The organism is Rhodococcus jostii RHA1 (assembly GCF_000014565.1).
Classification (GTDB): Bacteria; Actinomycetota; Actinomycetes; order Mycobacteriales; family Mycobacteriaceae; genus Rhodococcus_F; species Rhodococcus_F jostii_A.
On record NC_008269.1, the window covers coordinates 746,669 to 767,466 of the forward strand.

At 66.7% G+C, this 20,798-nt stretch carries 17 protein-coding genes and 2 pseudogenes; 10 read left to right on the forward strand and 9 right to left on the reverse strand.

Annotated elements, in window-relative coordinates; genetic code table 11:
• Positions 1-375: 375 nt before the first annotated feature.
• A complete protein-coding gene (locus RHA1_RS49940; protein WP_148228477.1) occupies positions 376-582 on the reverse strand; it encodes a hypothetical protein in 207 nt (68 codons plus the stop codon).
• Between the two features lie 993 nt (positions 583-1,575).
• On the opposite strand from RHA1_RS49940, the gene RHA1_RS39170 reads away from it, so the two are divergent.
• Together RHA1_RS39170 and RHA1_RS39175 are read left to right on the forward strand one after the other, a co-directional pair.
• Positions 1,576-1,866, forward strand: coding sequence for a hypothetical protein (locus RHA1_RS39170; RefSeq protein WP_011599501.1), 291 nt, complete (start codon positions 1,576-1,578; stop codon positions 1,864-1,866).
• On the forward strand, positions 1,863-2,189 hold the full coding sequence (locus tag RHA1_RS39175) for a hypothetical protein (RefSeq protein ID WP_011599502.1): 327 nt from the start codon (positions 1,863-1,865) through the stop codon (positions 2,187-2,189). The genes RHA1_RS39170 and RHA1_RS39175 overlap by 4 nt, the downstream gene beginning before the upstream one ends.
• Positions 2,190-2,619: 430 nt before the next feature.
• On the opposite strand, the pseudogene RHA1_RS39180 reads toward RHA1_RS39175, so the two are convergent.
• A pseudogene (locus RHA1_RS39180) lies at positions 2,620-3,003 on the reverse strand (PDDEXK nuclease domain-containing protein); the annotation flags it as partial.
• 355 nt (positions 3,004-3,358) lie between these two features.
• Between RHA1_RS39180 and RHA1_RS39190 the strand changes: the two are divergent.
• Positions 3,359-4,513 (forward strand): tyrosine-type recombinase/integrase, encoded by a 1,155-nt coding sequence (locus RHA1_RS39190; RefSeq protein ID WP_011599504.1) that lies wholly within the window; start codon positions 3,359-3,361, stop codon positions 4,511-4,513.
• 150 nt (positions 4,514-4,663) lie between these two features.
• Here the strand turns inward: RHA1_RS39190 and RHA1_RS53345 are convergent, their stop codons facing one another.
• Positions 4,664-5,563 (reverse strand): PDDEXK nuclease domain-containing protein, encoded by a 900-nt coding sequence (locus RHA1_RS53345; RefSeq protein WP_337505399.1) that lies wholly within the window; start codon positions 5,561-5,563, stop codon positions 4,664-4,666.
• 268 nt (positions 5,564-5,831) lie between these two features.
• Between RHA1_RS53345 and RHA1_RS53790 the strand changes: the two genes are divergently transcribed.
• Together RHA1_RS53790 and RHA1_RS39200 are read left to right on the forward strand one after the other, a co-directional pair.
• Complete coding sequence (locus tag RHA1_RS53790) at positions 5,832-5,993, forward strand: hypothetical protein (RefSeq protein ID WP_167540990.1); 162 nt, start codon at positions 5,832-5,834, stop codon at positions 5,991-5,993.
• A gap of 172 nt (positions 5,994-6,165) precedes the next feature.
• A pseudogene (locus RHA1_RS39200) lies at positions 6,166-6,570 on the forward strand (hypothetical protein); the annotation flags it as partial.
• Between the two features lie 136 nt (positions 6,571-6,706).
• On the opposite strand, the gene RHA1_RS39205 reads toward RHA1_RS39200, so the two are convergent.
• Positions 6,707-7,345 (reverse strand): AMIN-like domain-containing (lipo)protein, encoded by a 639-nt coding sequence (locus RHA1_RS39205; RefSeq protein WP_011599508.1) that lies wholly within the window; start codon positions 7,343-7,345, stop codon positions 6,707-6,709.
• Between the two features lie 502 nt (positions 7,346-7,847).
• Here RHA1_RS39205 and RHA1_RS39210 point away from each other — a divergent pair.
• From RHA1_RS39210 to RHA1_RS39220, 3 genes are all read left to right on the forward strand, one after another.
• Positions 7,848-8,036 (forward strand): hypothetical protein, encoded by a 189-nt coding sequence (locus RHA1_RS39210; RefSeq protein WP_237727071.1) that lies wholly within the window; start codon positions 7,848-7,850, stop codon positions 8,034-8,036.
• 619 nt (positions 8,037-8,655) lie between these two features.
• Complete coding sequence (locus RHA1_RS39215; RefSeq protein WP_011599511.1) at positions 8,656-9,927, forward strand: Glu/Leu/Phe/Val family dehydrogenase; 1,272 nt, start codon at positions 8,656-8,658, stop codon at positions 9,925-9,927.
• A gap of 54 nt (positions 9,928-9,981) precedes the next feature.
• Positions 9,982-11,256, forward strand: a complete 1,275-nt coding sequence (locus RHA1_RS39220; RefSeq protein WP_011599512.1) for an aspartate aminotransferase family protein — start codon at positions 9,982-9,984, stop codon at positions 11,254-11,256.
• A 114-nt stretch (positions 11,257-11,370) separates the two neighbouring features.
• On the opposite strand, the gene RHA1_RS39225 is transcribed toward RHA1_RS39220, so the two are convergent.
• Positions 11,371-12,288, reverse strand: coding sequence for a LysR family transcriptional regulator (locus tag RHA1_RS39225; RefSeq protein WP_011599513.1), 918 nt, complete (start codon positions 12,286-12,288; stop codon positions 11,371-11,373).
• Between the two features lie 74 nt (positions 12,289-12,362).
• Between RHA1_RS39225 and RHA1_RS39230 the strand changes: the two genes are divergently transcribed.
• Positions 12,363-13,316 (forward strand): DMT family transporter, encoded by a 954-nt coding sequence (locus tag RHA1_RS39230; protein ID WP_011599514.1) that lies wholly within the window; start codon positions 12,363-12,365, stop codon positions 13,314-13,316.
• Positions 13,317-13,377: 61 nt separating this feature from the next.
• Here RHA1_RS39230 and RHA1_RS39235 read toward each other — a convergent pair whose 3' ends face one another.
• From RHA1_RS39235 to RHA1_RS39250, 4 genes are all read right to left on the reverse strand, one after another.
• Positions 13,378-14,226 (reverse strand): HpcH/HpaI aldolase/citrate lyase family protein, encoded by an 849-nt coding sequence (locus RHA1_RS39235; protein WP_011599515.1) that lies wholly within the window; start codon positions 14,224-14,226, stop codon positions 13,378-13,380.
• A gap of 205 nt (positions 14,227-14,431) precedes the next feature.
• The gene (locus RHA1_RS39240; protein WP_011599516.1) at positions 14,432-15,070 is read right to left on the reverse strand and encodes a GntR family transcriptional regulator; all 639 of its coding nucleotides are present in this window, start codon (positions 15,068-15,070) and stop codon (positions 14,432-14,434) included.
• 113 nt (positions 15,071-15,183) lie between these two features.
• Entirely contained in the window at positions 15,184-16,668 is a 1,485-nt protein-coding gene (locus tag RHA1_RS39245) for an NAD-dependent succinate-semialdehyde dehydrogenase (protein WP_011599517.1), read from the reverse strand.
• Positions 16,665-19,580 (reverse strand): FAD-binding and (Fe-S)-binding domain-containing protein, encoded by a 2,916-nt coding sequence (locus tag RHA1_RS39250; protein ID WP_011599518.1) that lies wholly within the window; start codon positions 19,578-19,580, stop codon positions 16,665-16,667. The genes RHA1_RS39245 and RHA1_RS39250 overlap by 4 nt, the downstream gene beginning before the upstream one ends.
• A gap of 283 nt (positions 19,581-19,863) precedes the next feature.
• Here RHA1_RS39250 and RHA1_RS39255 point away from each other — a divergent pair, with 283 nt between their 5' ends.
• Positions 19,864-20,772, forward strand: a complete 909-nt coding sequence (locus RHA1_RS39255; RefSeq protein ID WP_041813233.1) for an EamA family transporter — start codon at positions 19,864-19,866, stop codon at positions 20,770-20,772.
• Positions 20,773-20,798 lie beyond the last annotated feature (26 nt).

A 20,798-nucleotide genomic window follows, 5' to 3' on the forward strand; every position in this document is an offset into this window, starting at 1 on the left:
TCGTGCGAGGTCCCATGAAATGATGTGCGGTCAGCGCTGCGGGGTGTCACTACTCGGCCGACGATGGTGACGGTCTTGGCGGTGGTTCTCGCGGGGCAGCACCAGCGGGTCACGATGAGGACGCCGAGCAGGACACGATGATGCTCCGCAATTCAGGTGCCCCGGTCTCGTGGGATGTCCTGCTCGACGTTGACGTCTCCGAGCCCCCGGGACGTGGTCGTCTGAGGTTGTGTCCGTACACGGTCACACCGCCAGCCCGCGCGGGCCTGTGATCTTGTGGAGTGGCCCACGCGGCGCGTCGGCACAAAGCCTGTCCGAAGGGGGATGCGGTCCCCATCAGGGGCGTTCCGGGGTGCACTGGAACTACACCTACGGCTATGTACCCACCGAAGGCGACCAGTCGGTGGACGTGTACGCCACGGGCAGCTGGGATGACGTGCGGCGCGGGCGTATCGGCGGGGTTTGCTCGCCGACGACGAGTGGGACATCCTGTTCGAGGGCGCCCGCACCGCACGTCAGGCGCAGCGCCCGCACGGCGGTGAGCGTGGCCGGAAACCACTGCGCGAAAAATTTTCTCGGCAATTGGTGCACCTGGGCCACCACGGGCACCAAGGATCGGAGCGGCAACGGCGAGACGGGATCCGGTTTCATATTGGCGTCCGCCGGTAACTGGCCGCCAACGACCCGTTGCCGAGTTTTGGGGTCGCGGCGCGCAGCCCGTCCATGGTGGCCGGGGTTTGTGGACATCGCACAGTGTCGGTGGCGACCTCTACGCTTACGTTGCACGATGGCAGGTGGTAGCGACGAATGACGCAGCCACTGTGTCCCCGGTCGTCGTGGACGCTTGCCACCGGTGTCGGATCAGTTGAGGACGGGAGATCGACATTCATTCGCACAGCCAGGACTTTTATCTTGCGGTGATGACTCGTGCCACTGAGAAGGCTCGCACGCTCGACCGAGTGCAGTGGGCGTTCATTGCCGCCACCGGTGCCTGTGCGGTGCTCTATCTCGTGTTTGACGCGTGGTGGTGGTATCTGGCGATGGTCTCGCGGCGGGGTCGGTTGTCGTGGCGATTTTTCAGCTCCGGGTTGTGCGAAAGGGGTTGAAGGCGGCCCGCGCGTTTCGTGCAGTCGGTTCGCCGGACTCGCAACACCTTGAGGGCTGAAGTCGGTCTTTTCAGATGTGGTGAAGGAGATCGGGCAGGGGTGAGGTGATGGTGGCGTGTGCTATCCATATCTGTCATTGGTCACGAAATTCCCCAGGGTGAGGGGTTTGTCCGTCACGTAATTGGATTTGGCGCAATTTTCGTTATTGCTTTGGGGCGCTTAGCTATCCGGCGTGTATGGCACGTTTGCGGAGTAGGTCGAAGTTGGCTCGCCCCCGGGGTGCCAGCATCGGCACAATCAGCCGCATGGGCCGATTGTGCGCCTGTTGTGCACAGCTCCGACGGTCTTCGCCGATAGTGCGGCCCGATTACCTCCCCGCTCATGGCCTGCCCGGCTGTCGGCCTCCATTGGCATGACACCCTGTGACGTGACTTCACGCCCGTCGAACGTGGGGAGGACCCGCACCGCCATGACCACCTGGACCCTCTGGATCGGCGCAGTGCTGGTCGTCGGCGGCTCGGCCGCCCAACTCTCCCGTCAGGCGGTGGCGGCACGGGTTGTCTGGGTGCTCGCCGTGCTCGCCTTCGTGGTCACGGCCGCCTCCGCGGCGTTCGCGTCCGAGGTCTCGCTGCCGCTGCTAGTGATCCTCGTGGTCGCGGTCGCGGCGACCGTCGCCCTGGTCTCCGTCACCCGGGAGCCGGCAAGGTCCGTCACCCGGGAGCAGGCAAGGTCTGCGGTCGCGCGACGGGACGCGCAGTGATCACCGCGGTCTGCGCCGTCGTTCTCGGTCTCCGGCTCGGGGGTTCCGACCTGGCGGATCGCTGGCGCACCCGCCAGGTCGGAGCGGGGCGGATCGCCGAGATCGCCGCCGGTCTCGACCGCTTCCAGTGGTGGGTGCTCGAAACCCTCTCCGACGCCCGCCAGGCGTTCTTGAACCGGAACCGCACATCAGGGGACGAACAGGTCCGGGCGTTCCTCACGGCCCGCGATGCCGCCACCAAGGTGGGCATCCCCGACGAGCTGGCGGTCTACCGGCTGGCCGACCAGATCATCCACGACCGGGACCAGCACGCCCTCATGTAGGTAGGTCGCAACCGTCGAGACACCAGAACGGCCCCTGGAGAGTTCCGCAAGGGCCGTTTGCATCAGTCACGCGTAGGAGGCCGTTGCGGCGGAGTGCCGCGGGCAGGATCGGTGGTACACCCCGCCCGAGTAGGCGTGACCGCCGTATTCGCACAAGCACATGTCCGGGGCGCTGTGTACTGTTGGCGCCGTTCCGGGAATCGCCCCCCAAACTGATTCTCGGAACTCTTGCCCCGGCGTCACCCCCCGACGTCGGGGCACCTTAATGCCCGGCCTTGGGGTTGGACGCCATGCCGGCGACGACCGCGGGTTCGTGCAGCGGCCAGAGCCGGTGCCCTGCCGCGCCGGGCGATCCGGACGCTCAGCCACCCACGTCAGGTGCGGTGCCCGATCCCGTCAGCGGATCCCTGTCGGACACACATGTCCCGCATCACCTACCGGATCCACGACGTGACGAGTGTTCCCGATGGGGTTGCGTCGACTGCGGGGTGTGGTCGTCGAGCTCGAGGGCGACCGCGCGCGTGAGGGCGTCCTCGGCGGGGAGCGCGGCCTGCTCGGCGGGCGAGAGATCGTAGCGGGAGACAGCGATCGGCTGGGTGGTGCCGGCCAGTGCGTACCGGACGACGGACTCGTTCTTGTCCGCCACCAGCAGCATCCCGACCGTGGGCTGGTGCTGTGGCCTGCGCAGCCGGTCCTCGACGAGGGCGACATAGAATCCGAGCTGGCCAGCGTCGCGCGGGTCGAACTTCGTGGTCTTGAGTTCGATGACCACGTACCGGAGTTGCTCGACGTGAAAGAAGAGTAAGTCGATGAAATTCCGAGGTCGGAATTTCCTCGATTATTCCGATTCCCGGGTTATGCCGATCTGCGCGTAGGCCCTGCACTGACGACGTGTTTTCGGAGCGGTTGTCGGAATAGTTCCTCAAACCGCTGACCATCTCCGGCCGATAGCGCGCTGCCGGGTCATGCCGTTGTGTTGGTTGCGGACGTTCCGATGGAGCGTCCGTGACCGTCACGATGGAAGGACGAGACCATGGAACCAGCCATGTCTGTGTTGGTGGACGGAGTGTTGACGGCAGCCCGGGGTGCCGGACTGACTGAGGCATCGCTGAAGTACCAGAGGAGCTGTTGCGCGACCGTGGCACGGTACTGCACCGACCACGCGATCGATGAGTACAACGAGCAGGTCCGCGACAGATTCCTGGCCGAAACAGGACACCCGTCTGCAGCGCGGGAACATCGGCCCGGTGTTCCGGTCGTCGCTGGAGAAGACAGCGAACATGCTGCTCGAGTTCAAGCTGGCCGGGAAGGTGGCATGGCGCAGGCGGCGTCCGATGTCGACGCAGCTGCGATCACGCTTCGAGACTGCCCTGCGCTTGTTCGACGAGTCGCTCTCGGGAACCCTGGCCGTCGGATCGGTCGAGTTGGCTGTGGGCGAGATCAGGCAACTGCTTACTCATCTACGTGACCGTGGCCATGTTGCCAGCCCCCACACCATCGAATCTGCCCGCCGCGCCTGGAACATGCTCCTGCGCCACGTCTGCGACACCGGCGGCATCCCCGTCGACAAGATCACCTTCCCGATGCTGGACCGCGCCTGCATCACCGGGTTCCTCGAACAGACACGTGCCGAACGCAACTGGACAGCGGCAACCTACAACCAGCGCCTCGCCTGCATCCGGTCGTTCTTCGAATACGCCGCCACCGCCGAGCCGACACTCGCCATCCACCTCGCCGATCTCGCAGGCATCCCGCTGATGAAAGCGCCCGCCACCAAACCCGTCTCCCACATGAGCCAGCAAGCGATCAAAGCGCTCCTCGCCCAACCCGATCCGATCATACGGACCGGACTCCGAGACCAGTTCTTCATGATCTTGATGTATGACACCGCCGCCCGCGACGCCGAGATGCTCTCTGCCGCCATCGGAGACCTCGACGCCCAACGTCTCACCATCGACCTACTCGGCAAGGGATCCAAACCCCGCCGCATCCCCATCACGAAGGAGACCGCCGCCCACTACCGGCGCTACACCGCCGCGTTCCACCCTGACCCCCAGCTTGGCGACCCGCTGTTCTACACCATCCACAGCCACCGCAAGACGCGCATGTCCGACGACAACGCCGCCCGGATCATTCGCCAGCACGCCCAAGCCGCCCACCGGAAATGCGCCGAAGTGCCCGCCGGAGCACACCCCCACATGCTGCGCCATTCCCGAGCCATGCACCTCTACCAGGCAGGCATGCCGCTCGCCCTCCTCACCGAGTGGCTCGGGCACGCCGACCCTGAGACCACACTCATCTACGCCCACGCCGACACCAAATGAAACGCCGCGCCATCCAGAAGGCCACCGCCAACGGCGCCCCGACACCCCAGCCATCCCAAGCTGTCTGGCACGACAACGAAGACATCCTCAACCGGCTACTCGGACTCAGATGACCGCAATATCCCTACACCCAACCAACCGAAATCAACATCATCCCAGGCTGCAAGCACAAAGCGGCCGCTCGACACCGGGCCTCGGAATAATCCGGGAATCGGAATAATCGACAAAAAATTCATCGCCCTCGACATCGAAGTGGACCTGGCGGCCCACGAACGCGAAACCGGGGCCCAGCTCGCGAAGGGTGTCGATGATGCGTTCGACGAGCCGATCCTCGAGCTGCCGCTCGGCGGCGTCCCCGTCGATGGCGAGGAACTTGAGCGTGAACGGATCCTTGGTGATCTGCTGAGCGAGCTCGGAATCGGTGCGCTCGAGCGCGTGCGGGAAGTTGGACGGGGCCGCACCCTCTCGCAGGTGCAGGTGGGTCTTGATCTGGTGTGCCAGTACGGGACGACTCCAGCCGTGTGCGATGTCCTTGGCGCTGTACCAGTCGCGCAACTCGGCGTCGTCGAGCTTCTCGAGCAACTCGATGACATGCCCCCAGGGCAATTGGCCAACGGGTCGTTGACCGATTGCCTCCTGGTCGGGCCACGCCTCGGCGAACCTCCGCATGTACTTGAGGTTGGCCGACGAGAACCCCTTCGCACCGGGAAACTCTGTGCGCAGATCCGCGGAGAGCCGGGAGAGGACCTTGCTGCCCAGGGGGCCGTCTTCTGTCGCTCGATGATCGTCGCCTCGATCTGCCAGTAGAGCTTGAGCAGTTCGGTGTTCACCCGGCGCTGGGAGATGTAGCGCGCCTCGTGCACGAGCCGCTTGATGCTCTCGAGCGTGGCGCGTAGTCGGTAGCGACGGGGGAGGACATTCCTCGAGGCTAATGGAATCGACTGACCCCGCTGGTATCGCGGGGGTGCGACCCAGGGAGGAATCTGGGCCACTGACCAGGTCTATCTGAGGATCGATGACCGGTCGCGATGGCGAGCCGATCGAGGACAGTCCGGTTTATCGGTGTCGGTGAAACCGCTGGCCGTTGACCCACTTGCAATGGACGCCGACGATCTCCGACCCATTCGACGTCGCGCGTTCGGGAGATAAGGGGAACCGGCGACACGACCGGAGCCCAGCACAGAGTTCAGCGTGCAAGTCTGCGCGCAACACTACGCGTAATACAGCGTGTGATGTTGCGCGTATCGACTGGTCTGGGTCCAGCGGCGGGCCGGCAACACGGACGGCGGCCACAGGGGAGCGGGCGAAGGAGCGGGGCATGGCGCAGGTCGGAAAGCGTGGAGGCCACTCCTCGCGGCCAAACGCGGGACGCCGAACGTCGAAGCCGCACAACGATGCCCGCGAATCGGTAGGCGATCCCGTCGCCGCGGCATCCACCGAGGCGTTGACGTCGAAGCTCGAGCCCCGCAGGGTCCGGTGAAGGTGCAGCTGAACACGTGGGTGCTGCCGTCGACGGAGGCCCGGTTGAAGTGGCTGGTGGCGAACCGACAGTTCACGGTCACCAGCGTCTGTGGACGTTGCCCTGCAGGAGTTGCTCGACTGCTACGTCCCGCCGGCCGACCCCGATGGCCGGATCAGGGAGCAGTAAAGCGATGAGCCGTCCGTGGGAGCAGATTGCCCTGTTCGACCTGCACGAGCCCTCCGTCCCGGATCCTGGCACCGACGATGCCGCCGAGATCGGCGCGGAGGACACCGCCGCGGCGGAACCACCGACACCTACCGCTGCCACGGATCCACCGACTGCACCAGAGATCGAGCCGACAACAACACCGAGCCGACCGGTGTGGGAGTCGCTGCCGGTGGGTGTCGAAGCGGATGAGCATGCGCTGATCCTGACCGCCGCGGGAACGTTTACGCCGTCGGGGCGGGAGTCGACCGGTCCGGTCGATTCGGTGGAGAAGGTCGACAAACTTGTTCGCTGGGCCGCTTTGACGCCGTTGGATGCTCCTCCGCAGGTGTGGATCGTGGGCCAGGGCGCGTGTGAGGCGTTGGGGTGGGGGCTACGTGAACAACGCCCGGCGTGGGTATATCCCCACACCGGGGACATAGTCGCTTCGATAGGTGAACTCTGCCCACAATGACTCGTGTCTGTAGCGGATCCACTCAGCGGGCAGCCGCGGTGCATGTTGTTCTTCAGTGAGTGATTGCGACCGTGATCGCGCGGTTGTCGATTGATGGGTCGACCGTGACCTCGGGTGTGCTGCTTCGGGTTCCGACGAAGGATTGCGTCACAGTGGCGCTGCTAGAGTAAACGAGGGCTTCGACCACTGCCGATGCGTCGCCGTCGGGCGTGAGGCGCATCGGCAGTCCGGGGCCGTCTCCGGCTTTATTGGAGTCCACGGAGGTCAGATCGATCTGCAGAATGCACGAACCCGAAATCGGCACGGCGCCATCCGTTCCTCGAAGGAACGGCGCCTGGACGAAGCGGACGGACCAGCCCATCGACCCGTCGCCCCCGAGGCTGAAGGTAACGGTCTCACCGTCCAAGGTCGGTTCGAGATCGACCGAATCCAGCCTGGGTCGAGCCGGACCGGGCATACGTTCGCCAGGTTGCGCTGGTACCAATCCGGTACGAACCGGCGGAGGATTACCGACGAGGAGTTGCCCGGAGAACGACTCGAACTGTTGACACTGCCCATCCCGGGCCGTCTCAACAGCGTCAGTGCTCGGGTGCTTCTCGTCCGGCACTCCGCATGCGGTCGACAAGGTCAGAACCGGAAGACAGAGGGCGAGGACTGCCACGCTTACGTTGTTTCGCCTGGCTGCAAGCATGTTGCAATCCTTCGTGGTCAGCGTTCGCAAGGGATATCGCTCACCAGTTCTATCGTCAGAGAATTTCGTTCCGTTCCACCAGGACCCTTACCCCATGGGCGAGGCCGTTGCCGTTAGCCGAACCCTGCCCGGAGCGTTCCGATTGTCATCCCATGACCGGACCTCGCTGACCTACGAGTTCCCCTAGAGGTCGTCCGTTTGACCATTACCGCAACGGGGCGGTAAGTGGTGCATCGCCAATGCGGATCATGCCCGTCCAGAGCTCGGGTCCGTGTCCCTCGTGATTTGTGCGGGGTCACTGCTGTAGAAAACATTTACGCAGCGTCTCCTGAAACTAGCAGGCCAGCAATGCTTTTTACTCTGCAGAGTGGCGGTCGGGGGCGACGCCTCAGCCTACGAGTCGGTGAGGTGGCGACGGAAGAGGCGTGACGAGATGGCGGGAGGCGCCTTCGGACTGGTGGGCCGCGGTAACAGAACAGCTGGCGATCGCGAAGATGATCTTGTGCGGACACCGATACTGATCGGATCGGCCCTCGGGCTCGGCACGGGCCTGGTGTGTACGAGTCTGTTCGCGTGGTGGCTGTCATGCCCGGTGCATTTCTATGTCGGCAGCTACGAACCGCTCGGCGCCGAAGGCTCCCACTGGACCATGGAATCCGTGAACCCGATCCCGTTCTCGCGGCTGGCCTGACCACCAGCGCAGTCCTTGGCGCGGTCTCCGGTTTCGTCGCCGCGCGCCGAGGCTGGCAACTGACACGATAAGGCTTGGACGGCGCCGTGCGGGCGTGGCCGTTCACCAGCAACCATGTCAGTTGTCCACCTCGTGTGTACGCGGGTGGGCGATGTCGTCGCCGCGTTCGACATCCCTCGCCCCAACGTCATCCGGTTGCCACGCTCCGGCACTCGAGCGCCACGTCTGCCGAGATGTTTTGCCGCGCATGAAGGCTCGGTCCCTGTTGCTCGGGTGTCGCCAAGAGACGGGAATCTGTCGGGCGACGGAGTTGTTGGGGGTCCACGCCGCGATCCGCGGCGCCGAACTGCCGGCTACGACGAGAACGTCGTCGCTCGGCTCGCGAGTAGCCGCGGCCCGGCGTCGGTTGGACGGGCGTTGATCGCGGTCTCTGGCGGTCGTCATCAATGAGGTTCTGCAATCCCACCTCACCTATGTCCGCACAGTCGCCACCGCAGATTCTGATTGTTGACAATCAGACGTCGATCTTGCACTGTGTATAACAGTCATACACCCAAGGTGTGATGAAGCGCACGGATCATTGCGCGGTTCTCCGCCCCAAGCTTGAAAGGCGACGGCCTTGACCACGACAACTGACGTCATATCCATCGACGCGGGTCCACTCGACGACGCTTTGGCGCAGTTGACGGGCGCAGTCGAGAAACTCGGCTACGGCCCCGGAATGCACCAACTTCTCGCCAAACCTCGGCGCGAGATGTCGGTGAGCATCCCGCTGCGCCGGGATAACGGTGACGTCGAGGTGCTGTCCGGATACCGGGTTCAGCACAATTTCTCCCGCGGACCGGCGAAGGGTGGGTTGCGCTTCAGCCCCCACGTGTCCCTCGACGAGGTCCGCGCGCTGGCGATGTGGATGACGTGGAAGTGCGCGTTGCTCGACGTCCCGTACGGCGGTGCCAAGGGCGGGATCACGATCGACCCGACGCAGTACTCGATGGGGGAACTCAGCCGGGTGACCCGCCGCTATACCAGCGAGATTCTGCCGATCATCGGTCCGGAGAAGGACATCCCGGCGCCGGACATCGGGACTGATGAACAGACGATGGCGTGGATGATGGACACCTTCTCGGCGAACGTGGGCTACACCGTTCCGTCCGTGGTCACCGGCAAACCTGTCAGTTTGGGTGGTTCGCTGGGTCGTTCGTCGGCCACCTCGAAGGGCGTCGTCCACGTCGCACTCGCCGCGCTCGAATATCGTGGGCTGACGCCGTCGTTCGCGACCGCTGCTGTGCAGGGCTTCGGCAAGGTCGGGGCCGGCAGCGCCCAATTCCTTGCCGAGGCCGGCGTCAAGGTCGTCGCAGTCGGCGACCAGTACGGATCGATCCACAACGGCAACGGCCTCGACATTCCCGCGCTGCAGGCCCATGTGGCCGCAACGGGAACCGTGCGGGGCTTCGCCGACTCCGAGCCGATCGATGCGGCGGCGCTGCTCGAACTCGAGGTCGATCTCCTGGTGCCCGCGGCCGTCGAGGGTGTCATCAACTCCGACAACGCGTCAAACATCCGGGCGTCGATCGTGGTGGAAGGCGCGAATGGGCCGACCACCGCTGCGGCGGACAAAATCTTGGCCGCAAGGAATGTCCTCGTTGTCCCCGACATCCTCGCCAACGCCGGCGGTGTCATCGTTTCCTACTTCGAGTGGGTGCAGGGGAATCAGGCCTACTGGTGGACCGCCAACGAGGTCGACGAACGCCTCGAGACCCGCATGATCCAGGGGTGGCGGTGCGTCCTGGAGACCTCCATTCGCCGGGGACTGTCCTTGCGTGAGGCTGCGACGGTGACCGCTGTCGAGCGGGTGGCCGACGCCCACCTCACCCGGGGCCTCTACCCCTAAGCGCCCGCGCCGACGTACCCGAGCAATCCGAACCACAGAACCGAAGGAGTACCCATGGCGAACCTCAGCCCCGCACTCAAGCAGGCCACCCCGGTGGTCGTCGACCACGCTCTCGGCAGCTGGATTTACGGCACCGACGGCGTCGACTACCTCGACTTCACCACCGGCATCGGTGTGACCAGCACCGGGCACTGCCACCCCAAGGTGGTCGAAGCCGCCCGGGAGCAGGTCGGCAAGATCATCCACGCCCAGTACACCACCGTCATGCACAAGCCCCTGCTCGCGCTGACCGACAAGCTCGGTGAGGTGTTGCCCACCGGACTCGACTCCGTCTTCTACGCCAACTCCGGGTCCGAGGCCGTCGAGGCCGCGATCCGCCTGGCGCGCATGGCCACCGGACGACCGAACATCGTGGTCTTCCAGGGCGGCTTCCACGGCCGCACCGTCGCCGCGGCCTCGCTGACCACCGCGGGAACGAAGTTCTCGGCAGGGTTCTCCCCGTTGATGTCCGGCGTGCACATGGCGCCCTTCCCCTACGCCTACCGGTACGGCCTCGATGAGGAAGCCGCCGTCGAGTTCGCGCTGCGTGAGCTCGACTATCTGTTCAAGACCCGGACCGCACCCAACGACACCGCGGCGTTCCTGATCGAGCCCGCGCTCGGTGACGGCGGGTACCTGCCGACGCCGCCGGCATTCATGGAAGGCCTGCGTGAGCGCGCCGACCAGTTCGGCATCAAGCTGATCTTCGACGAGGTCCAGGCGGGTGTCGGGCGCACCGGTAAGTTCTGGGGTCACCAGCACTCGACCGCGACCCCGGACATCCTCATCACGGCCAAGGGCATCGCCTCCGGCTTCCCGATCTCGGCGATCGCAGCGTCGACGGAGACGATGTCCAAGGCCTGGCCGGGATCGCAGGGAGGCACATACGGCGGCAACGCCGTTGCCGCCGCGGCCGGTGTCGCGACGTTGCAGGTCGTCGAGGAGGAAGGTCTTGTCGAGAACGCGCATGTCCGGGGCGAACAGCTCCAGGCTGGACTGAAGTCCGTGCAGGAACGGTTCCCGATCATCGGGGACGTCCGCGGACTCGGCCTGATGCAGGGCATCGAGTTCACCACGGCGGACGGTACCCCAGACGCTGATACCGCGGCAGCCGTGCAGCAGGAGACGACCCGGCAGCAGTTGCTCACGCTGACCTGCGGGCCTGCCGGTAACGTCGTCCGGCTGATCCCCGCCCTGGTGGTGACCGAGGACGAGATCACGCTCGGTGTCGAGCGTTTCGAGGCCGCTGTGGCGGCCGTGGTCGGTGCCGTGGCGGTCGGCGCCTCCTGATCCGGCAGAGGTTTCGGTCCGAAGCTGCGCGGACTGATGCAAGGCCCCGTCGAGGCTGTTCGCCACTCGGCGGGGCGTTTGCGTGCCTGCCCGTCGTGTGGCACCAGCGGAACATCAGGTCGGGCCGCCGGATCCGGAGATCGCCGCGAAAACCTCGCTCAAGGCGTCGATTCCCGCTCGGACCGTCGGCCGGTCGTTGTCCTTGCGCCGCACCGCGAAGATCTCGCGTCGCAGAACGGGGTGTACCGCGACTATCGCTACGTCGTCAGGTACCCAGATCCTGGCCAGCCGCGGGATCAGGGCGGCGGCGAGCCCGTGGGCGACGAACTCGAGCTGGGCGGCGAACTCCGGTACCTCGTACCGGATCTCCGGCTCGACACCGCGCATCCGCAGGGTCTGCACCAGCCACGTATGGAAGGACTCACCCTTGCGCCAGGTCGTCCACGGCATGTCCGCGACCTCGTCGAGCTCGATCTGCTCTGCTGCGGCCAGGCGGTGGTCCGCCGGCAGTGCGACGTCGGCGACGTCCTGATGGATGGGGGTGCAGATGACGTCCTCCGGCAGGTGCAGCGGCATCGTCACCCAGCTGTCGACCACCGCGAGATCGAGCTCGCGACCCACCACGGCCGGCAGCAGGTCGTCGGTGTCGCCGGCGACGAAACTGACCTCCAGGCCGGGATGAAGTTGCCTCATCCGGGCGATCGCCCGCGGCACCACGACCCGGCTGGCCGAGGAGAACGATCCGATGCGGAGCTCGCCGGCCACATCACTGTCCAGTGAGGCCACCTCGGATTCCGCTTGTGCCAGAAGGGAAATGATGTCCTGGCCACGCTGGGCGAGCAACCGCCCGGCCTGCGTGAGCTGCACCCCGCGACCGACCTGCACCAGCAGCGCGACGCCGACTTCCTTCTCGAGCTTGGCTAGCTGCTGCGACACTCCCGACGGGGTGACATACAGGCTGCGCGCCGCAGCCGCGACGGAACCCTGCTCGGCGACAGCGCACAGTGCGCGGATCCGTTCGACACTCAACACGGAAGCAATACTACCCGATTACCTGCATGACAATTAACTTGTGCTGATGAATGGGTGACCGGAGAATTGCAGAAGTGACAACCCAACTCCTTTCTCCCGCAACTGTTCCTACTTCTCGTCGCGCGTCACTGACCGCCGATCCCCGCGTCCTCGTGGTGACCGGTGCGGCGGCCATTGCGCTGACCGGTGTGTTCGTCAAGCTGTCCGCTGTCTCGCCGGCTACTGCGACCTTCTATCGGTGTGCGTTGGCGCTGCCGATCCTCGGCGTGATGGCGGCGCGGGAGTGGCGGCGGCACGGTGGGATCCCCGCCCGGGCGATGTGGATTCAGATCGTCGGCGGCGTGCTGCTGGGGATCGACTTCGCGTTGTGGTCGCAGTCGATCACCCTGATCGGGGCCGGTATCTCGACGGTGGTGGTCAATATTCAGGTGGTGATCGTGCCAGCCCTGGCGTGGGTCGTCTTCCGGGCGCGCGTGCCGGTGCGGTTTGTGATCGCGGTACCGTTTCTCTTCGCGGGAATCGCCTTGGTCAGCGGGATTTTCGGAGGCGGCGAGGGCGGCGGTGACGCGGTCGCCGGGACGGTGTTGGCGCTGACCTCGGGCGTCGCGTACGCCGTGTACATCTTCTTGACCGGTCGAGCGGGCGGGGCCGGACGGCCGGCGACGCAGGTGCTGGTGACCACTGTCTCGGCCGGTATATCGGGCAGTGTGGTCGGGTCCATCTGGGGCGGGGTGGATCTCACTCCCGGCTGGGACGCGATGGGGTGGCTGGTGGCGCTGGCATTGAGCGGTCAGGTGATCGGGTGGATGCTGATCGGCTTCGGTCTGCCGAAGTTGCCCGCGGAGGTGGGGGCGACGTTGCTGCTGATTCAGCCGGTGCTCGCGGTGATGGCCGGCATGATGTTCCTGCAGGAACGCCCCACCTTGATCCAGGGCCTCGGATGTGCCGTCGTAGTGACCGCGGTATGGATGGTGTCCGTCCCCCCGCGGGCTCGCGTGGTGACCACGGTTCCGGTGGCATCCGGGTAATGCGGCGAAGGCCGTTGTCCCCGAGTATCTTTGTCGAGGGCAACGGCCTTTGTTGCCGTGGTTAGATGCCGAAGGTGCGTGCCAGGTATCGGGTGCGCAGGGCGCGCTCGAGTTTCGGACGGTCGCTGCCGTCCTCGATGTGCGCGCCGTCCTCACCCAGTCGGGAGATCACCTCCTCCGCCAGGGTGATGTCGGTGGGCGAGGGGGCCAAGGCGGTGTTGATGATGTCGGTGTGGGCGGCTCGGAGGCAGAGTTTCCCGGTCATCCCGGCAGTCGCTCCCACCGCGATACCCGAGCGGAGATCCCCGTCGGGGCCTGGGTGTGTCGGACCGTCGATCGGAGCGTCGACCCTCGCGGCGCGGCTGACGACAACCATGCGCGAGCGGGCATAGGCCAGGGCGACGGGATCGTCACCGGCACCGGTGTCTCGACGGAAGTCCCCGGACCCGAACGCCAACCGCAGTGTCGCCGGCGAGTGCGCGATCCCCCGAGCGTCCTCGAGTCCTGCCGCGCTCTCGATCATCGCGACGATCGGAATCCGTTCACCGAGTCTGGCTGTGGTCGCCGCAACCTGCTCCGCGCTCTCGGTTTTGGCCAGCATCACTCCCGCCAGCGTGTCCAGGCCGGTCAGTGCCTCGAGGTCGCGCTCCCAGTGGGGAGTGGTGGTGTCGTTGATGCGCACCCAGTCGCGGTGACCGTCCTGCAGTCGGGCTCGTGCGATCGCGCGCGCGGTGTCCTTGTCCGATTCACGCACACCGTCCTCGAGGTCGAGGACGACGATGTCGGCGGTGCTGGTGTCGGCCGCGGCAACTGCCGCTGAGGTGGCGGCGGGCACCAGCAGCCAGGACCTGGCTACGGATGGATTCGATGGATGCGTCGGCCGAGTGGGGGCAGCGGGGGATGATGTCATGTTCGGTCCCTTCGAGCGGGGATGGGCCGGCGTGCAGGCACGGCCAGTCAGGTACGACGGTGACTGCGCCGGGCGGCGACGAGGAGATGCGCGATGCGGGGTCGCTATCGGCGGACGGTGAGACACGCAGGTCTCCGGGTCGGTGAAAGTCCGGCGGAACGCAATCTGCCGTGTCTGCGTTTGCACACCCCGAAGCGGCGTGGAATTAGGTGGTCTCGTAGTTCTCCACCGCGCGCGCGAGATGCCTGCGCATCTCACTCTGCGCGCGGTCGAGATCGGCGGATTGAATCTCGTCGAGCAGCTTTCGGTGCTCGCGCGCGAGATCCTGCGGGTTCGGGTAAGACTGCTGAATCTGCGCCAGGCACAACTGCATCTCGTCCTGCAGCGTCGAGTAGATCCGGCTGAGGCGCTGGCTACCTACCGCATCGACGATGGCGACGTGGAAGGCTGTGTGCACTTCGACCCGATCCGCCCAACTGGCGTTGTTCGGCATCTGCTCCATCTTCTCGAGATACCGTTCGGCCTCGTCGAGAGCGATGCCGTTCTCGACGATGACCCGAACGCCCTCGAGTTCGAGCGGAACTCGCACGAAATACAGATCGCGCACGTCTTCGTGGTCGAGGACCGGGACCACGAGCGACCGCCCCTGGGACTGCTGAGCCAGGTGGCGGCTGGTCAGCACCTGCAATGCCGAACGCACCGTCGGGCGCGCCACGTCGAACATGGCCGCCAGACCGGTTTCGGTCAATGGTGTGCCGGGCTTGAGGGCCCCGCCGAGGATCTGGGCACGGATCTCCGCCACCAGCGCATCGCGGGTGTTCGTGGTTTGCAGCGCGGGGCTCATACCGTCCTCCTCGGGTTACAGGATAGCTGATATACCGTAACTCAGTCAGTTGTTTTCGGTGCGGGGCAGGCACCTGGGGCTGCCCCGCCGCGCACCGAAAACGAGCGGTGTCCTCAGGCGCCGCGTCGGCGGGGTACTGCGAGGTACTTGTACTCGAGGAACTCGTCGATGCCGAGCTTGCCGCCTTCGCGGCCGAGGCCGGACTGCTTGACGCCGCCGAAGGGGGCTGCGGGGTTGGACACGATGCCGGTGTTGACGCCGACCATGCCCACCTCGAGGCGTTCACTCAGGTCGAAAGCACGGTCGATGTCCTGGGAGAACACATAGCCGACCAGGCCCCAGTCGGTGTCGTTGGCGATCCGGATCACCTCGTTCTCGTCGTCGAACGGGACCACCGGGGCGACCGGGCCGAAGATCTCGGTGGTCATCAGGTCCGAGTCGGTGGAGACATCGGTGAGCACGGTCGGCGGGTAGAAGTAGCCGGCGCCAGCGGGTACGGCGCCGCCGGTCAGCGCCTTGGCGCCGCGGCCGAGTGCATCGTCGACCAGGGTCTGGACCTTGTCACGGCCGGCGGCATCGATCAGGGGACCGACCTGGACACCCTCGTCGAGGCCGTTGCCGACCTGCATGTCCGCCATCCGGGCGGCCAACCGCTCCGAGAAGACATCGGCGATGCTGCGGTGCACGTAGAGGCGGTTCGCTGCGGTGCAGGCCTCGCCCATGTTGCGCATCTTGGCTGCGATGGCGCCGTCGACGGCGGTGTCGATGTCGGCGTCGGCGCACACGATGAACGGGGCGTTGCCACCGAGCTCCATCGAGGACCGCATCACCGCGTCGGCGGCCTGCTTGAGCAGGAGCTTGCCGACCGCGGTGGAGCCGGTGAAGCTGATCTTGCGGGCCTTGCCGCTCGACATCCACGGCTCGACGACCGAGCCGGCGTTGGTGGTGTTGACGACGTTGAGGACACCGTCGGGCAGGCCGGCTTCCTGCATGATCGCCGCGAGCGCGAGGGAGGTCAGCGGTGTTTGCGCGGCGGGCTTGAGGACCATGGTGCAGCCGGCGGCGACCGCGGGGGCGATCTTGCGGGTGCCCATGGCCAAGGGGAAGTTCCACGGGGTGATGAGCACACAGGGTCCGACCGGTTCGCGGGTGACGATGATCCGGTTGGCGCCGTCGCCGGTGGTGGTGTGATCACCGCCGATGCGAACGGCTTCCTCGGAGAACCAGCGTAGGAATTCGGCGGCGTAGGCGACCTCACCCTTGGCCTCGGCGAGCGGCTTGCCCATCTCGGAGGTCATGATCTCGGCGAGCCAGTCCTGCCGTGCCATGACCAGGTCGTAGGCGCGGCGCAGGATTTCGCTGCGGGCGCGGGGAGCGGTGCGGGCCCACGACTCCTGCGCAGCAACGGCGGCGGCGAGGGCGGCGTCGGCGTCGGCGGGTCCACCGTCGGCGATCACGGAGAGGACCTCCCCGGTGGCGGGGTTTTCGACCTCGAACGTTCTGCCGTCGGCGGCGCCCTGCCAGGTTCCGTCGATGAGTAGTCCGGTGGGAACGGCCTGGGTCCCGGTGGTGGGGGCGAACGCGGTGGCGGTGGTCATGGTGTGTTTTCTCCTTGCGGGGTGTGGGGGTCGAGGATCTGCGCGAGATGGACGGACGCGCCGGAGGATTGGTTGTCGGTCAGCTGCCGGACCTGCATGTGGCAGCTGAATCCGTCGGTGAGGACCGTGGTCTGGGGGAAGGTGCGCAGGGCGGGGGCGAGGGCCTGTTCGGCGACGGCCATGCTGGCGTCGTAGTGGTTGCGTTCGAAACCGAAATTGCCTGCCACACCGCAGCATCCGGTGGCCTCGCGCACCGTGGTGACACCGACGGCATTGAGGGCGCGGCGTTGGGTTTCGGCGCCGAAGACCGCGTACTCGTGGCAGTGGGTCTGCACGGTCACCTCACCGGGAACGCGATGCCGCGGTGTCCAGCCCTCGGATGCCTGCACGGTGACCTGTTCGGCGAAGCTGCGCACCCGGGCGGCGACCCGGCGGGCGGCGTCGGTGTTCACGAGTTCGGGTAGGTCCTTGCGCAGCGCCGCCGCGCAGCTGGGTTCGGTGACCACGATCGGCCGGTCGGTGCCGTCGTCGAGGGCGGCGGCGGTGCGGGCCATCCGCTTCTTGGCCTGCTTCAATTGTCCGGTCGAGATCCAGGTCAGCCCGCAGCACAGGTCGGTGCGCACCTCGCAGGTGTGGTCGGCGTCGTCGATGACGCGGCGGGCGGCCGCGGCCACCTCGGGCCGGAATCCCTGGGTGAAGGAGTCGACGAACAGCACCACGTCACCGCCGGCGGCCCGGGTCTCGCCGAGCAGCTTGGCGAGCTGGCGGCGGGACGCGAACGGTGGCAGCGCGCGTTCGGTGGTCAGCCCACCCATTCCCAGGGCCAGGGACTTCAGTGGGGTGGCGAGGGCGGCGTTGACCACCGGTGCCATCCGCGAGGTCAGTTTCAGCCACCGGGGTAGCCAGCCGAGCGAGTAGTGCGCCATGGGGCGGATCCGGCCGGAGTAGTAGTGGTCGAAGAATTCCGATTTGTAGGTGGCCATGTCCACCCCGGTGGGGCAGTCCGTCGAGCACGCCTTGCAGGACAGGCACAGATCCAGTGCGTCGCGCACGTCCTCGGACGCCCAGCCCTCGTCGACGGTGCGGGCGCCGCGGACCATGTCCTGCAGCACCCGGGAGCGGCCGCGGGTGGAGTCCTTCTCGTCGCCGGTGGCCCGGTAGCTCGGGCACATCACCCCGCCGGAGTGGGAGCGGCAGCGGCCGACACCGATGCACCGTTGCACGGCGTCGGCGAATCCGCCGGTTCCGTCGCCGTTTCCGGTCTCGTGGAGGGTGAAGCTGGTCCGCCACGGCAGGGCCGGAACGCCGGCGAGCGCTAGGTCGTCGGTGACCGCAGGCGGGTTCACGATGATGCCGGGATTGAGCACGCCGCCGGGGTCGAAGATCTCCTTGAACCGCGCAAACGAGGCCATGATCGCGGGGGAGTACATCTCCGGGAGCAACTCGGAGCGGGCCCGGCCGTCGCCGTGCTCACCGGAGAGGGTTCCGCCGTGCTTGACGACCAGGCGGGCGGCGGCGCGCAGGAACCGGGCCATCACATCCCGGCCCTCATCGGTCCGTTGATCGAAGGTGATCCGGATGTGCATGCAGCCGGCGCCGAAGTGTCCGTACATCACCCCGATCAGGTCGAATTCGGTGAGCAGCAGCCGGAAATCAGCGAGGTAGTCGGCGAGGTTCTCCGGTGCGACGGCCGAGTCCTCCCAGCCAGGCCAGGATGTCACGCTCGTGCCGTCGGGGTTGTCGAGCCGCGATGACAGGCCGGCGCCGTCTTCGCGGACGCGCCAGAGTTTCCTGCGGGCGGCCGGGTCGCGGACCTCGCGGCCGTCGAGGACCCGCCCGTTCTCCCGCAGTTCGGTGAGCAGTTGTTGAGCCTGGGCGGAGACGCTGTCGATGTCCTCGCCATCGAGGTCGACATACAGCCAGGCGTGGCCGGTGGGCAGGTCGGCGACCGAGTCGGCGCCGCGGCGGGCCCGCATCGTCTCCACGATCTGTTCGTCGATGCCTTCGACGGCCGCGGGACAGTAGCGCAGGATGGATTCGATGTCGCGGGCGGCGTCGACGACGTCGTCGTAGCCGAGGATCAGCAACAGCGCCGACGCGGGGACGTCGACCAGCCCGACGGTGGCACCGACGACGATCGCGCAGGCACCTTCGCTGCCGACCAGGGCGCGGGCGACGTCGAACCCGTTCTCCGGCAGCAGGTGTGAGAGGTGGAATCCGGAGACCTGCCGGGGGATCTGCCCGAGTTCGAGCCGGAACTGCGACAGGTAGTCGCGGGTGAGGTCTTTCAGCTGTGCGGTGATCTGCTCGGCGCGCTCGGCTGCCGCGGTGTCCCCAGCGACGGTGGCCTCGATGCCGGAGCGGGTGGCGGTCAGCCGGGTTCCGTCGGCGAGAACCAGGTCGAGGGACACCACGTGATCGGCGGTGCGCCCGTATCGGACCGAGTGATTGCCGCAGGCGTCGTTGGCCACCGACCCGCCGACGGTGGCGCGGGTCTTGCTCGACGGGTCGGGTGCGAAGGTCAACGTCCCGCCGGTGTGGGCTTCGACCGCCTGCGAGAGTTCGGACAGGATGACGCCGGGCTCGACCACCGCGGTCCGGGTGTGCGGGTCGATCGCGACCACCTGGTCCATGTATCGGGAGAAGTCGAGCACCAGACCGCCGCCGATGGCGTTGCCCGCCATCGAGGTGCCACCGCCGCGCGCAATGATGGCCAGTCCAGCCTGATGGCACACCGCCAGCACCTCGCTGACCTCGGTCGCGGACCGGGGAAATGCGACACCGGCGGGGGTGAGCCGGTAATTCGATGCGTCGTAGCTGTATTCGGCCAGCCGCCGGGTCGTGGTGTCGATCTCGACGGTGCAGGACTGGAGCAAGTCGGTGATGGGAATGTCCGTGGCGTCGACTGTCACGGTGTCCTCGATTCTGGCGGGCGGGTCGGCTGCCCGATGAGCAGCGGAAGGGATCCGGGGAGGGAGGGCAGAAGATGCGGGCCGCGTGGAGGCACGCGGGTCGGTTCCCGCATCTTCTGCCCTGGTCAGGGGGTCAGTGCGCGCGATGGCGGACACCCGACTGGTAGCGCCGATTCCGCCTTCCGCGTCGCGTCGTTCAATCGGGTTCTCCTCACCTGCTTGCGTTCTATGTCATACCGTATAACAGTATGTCTGTGATGTCATCCATGAATCGAGTCCCGGGGTGAGCCGGGGGGCCGCGACGGTCTTGGCCGCCACCGGGGCACTGCTGTGGGGAACGCTCGGGCCGGTCGTCAGTGCCTGGTCCACCCTCGGCAGTGCCGAGACCGCCTTCGCGCGGTCGCTGGTCGCCGCGCTCACTCTCGGCGTCGTCGCCCGAGGGGCGGTCGCCGCGCGATCGCATGTGCGGGACCACTGGCGGGCGCTGCTGGTCGGCGGTGTCGGACTCGCCGGCTTCCAGTTCGCCTACTTCGCCGCGGTCGCCGAATCGGGCGTCGCGGTCAGCACGGTGGTCGGGATCGGTCTGGCACCTGCGATGACCGGGGCATGGTCGTGGTTCACCTCGGCCCGGCCCGCCGCCACCTGGATGGTGGGGACCGGCGTGGCATCTGCCGGTTTGGTCCTGCTGGTTCTCGGCTCGGCGTCCGGTGCCGCGGTGTCGCCCGCGGGTATCGGCTGGTCGGTGCTGGCGGCCGGGTTCTTCAGTGCCCAGGCGTTGGCGATCGAGTCGGTGGGGGCGTGGGGGTCGAATTCGGCTGTGCTGGCATGGATGTTCCTGGTCGCCGCATTCCTCATGGCGCCGATCGGCGGCCCCGCACTGTGGCTCAGCGGCGCGCTCGCCGCCGAGGATCTCGTGGTGATCGCGTATGTCGGTGTAGTGACCGCGGGCCTTGCGTACTGGCTGTTCGCGGCGGGAGTCGCGGTTCTCGGCGCCGCTGCCGCGGTCACGATCAGCCTGCTCGAACCCGTCGGCGCCGTCGTGCTGGCGGTGCTGTTCCTGGGGGAAGGGCAATCACCGGTGCAGTGGCTCGGGATTGTCTTGCTCATCGCATGCGTACCTGTCATGGCCTCCACGCCGGGCCAGGATGCGAGCGTCCCGCCGGTGGCGCCGGAGCCGGCGCAACGGTCGTGATGCCCCCGCTACTGCCGGGCGGACGC

What these genes read in the sequence shown, in the direction of transcription:
- RHA1_RS39170 (WP_011599501.1), top strand. Translation starts at nt 1,576, where the DNA reads ATGACCACCTGGACCCTCTGGATCGGCGCAGTGCTGGTCGTCGGCGGC.
- RHA1_RS39245 (WP_011599517.1), bottom strand. Translation starts at nt 16,668, where the DNA reads ATGACCACCGCCACCGCGTTCGCCCCCACCACCGGGACCCAGGCCGTT.
- RHA1_RS53790 (WP_167540990.1), top strand. Translation starts at nt 5,832, where the DNA reads ATGGCGCAGGTCGGAAAGCGTGGAGGCCACTCCTCGCGGCCAAACGCG.
- RHA1_RS39235 (WP_011599515.1), bottom strand. Translation starts at nt 14,226, where the DNA reads ATGACATCATCCCCCGCTGCCCCCACTCGGCCGACGCATCCATCGAAT.
- RHA1_RS39190 (WP_011599504.1), top strand. Translation starts at nt 3,359, where the DNA reads ATGAGTACAACGAGCAGGTCCGCGACAGATTCCTGGCCGAAACAGGAC.
- RHA1_RS39240 (WP_011599516.1), bottom strand. Translation starts at nt 15,070, where the DNA reads ATGAGCCCCGCGCTGCAAACCACGAACACCCGCGATGCGCTGGTGGCG.
- RHA1_RS39220 (WP_011599512.1), top strand. Translation starts at nt 9,982, where the DNA reads ATGGCGAACCTCAGCCCCGCACTCAAGCAGGCCACCCCGGTGGTCGTC.
- RHA1_RS39205 (WP_011599508.1), bottom strand. Translation starts at nt 7,345, where the DNA reads ATGCTTGCAGCCAGGCGAAACAACGTAAGCGTGGCAGTCCTCGCCCTC.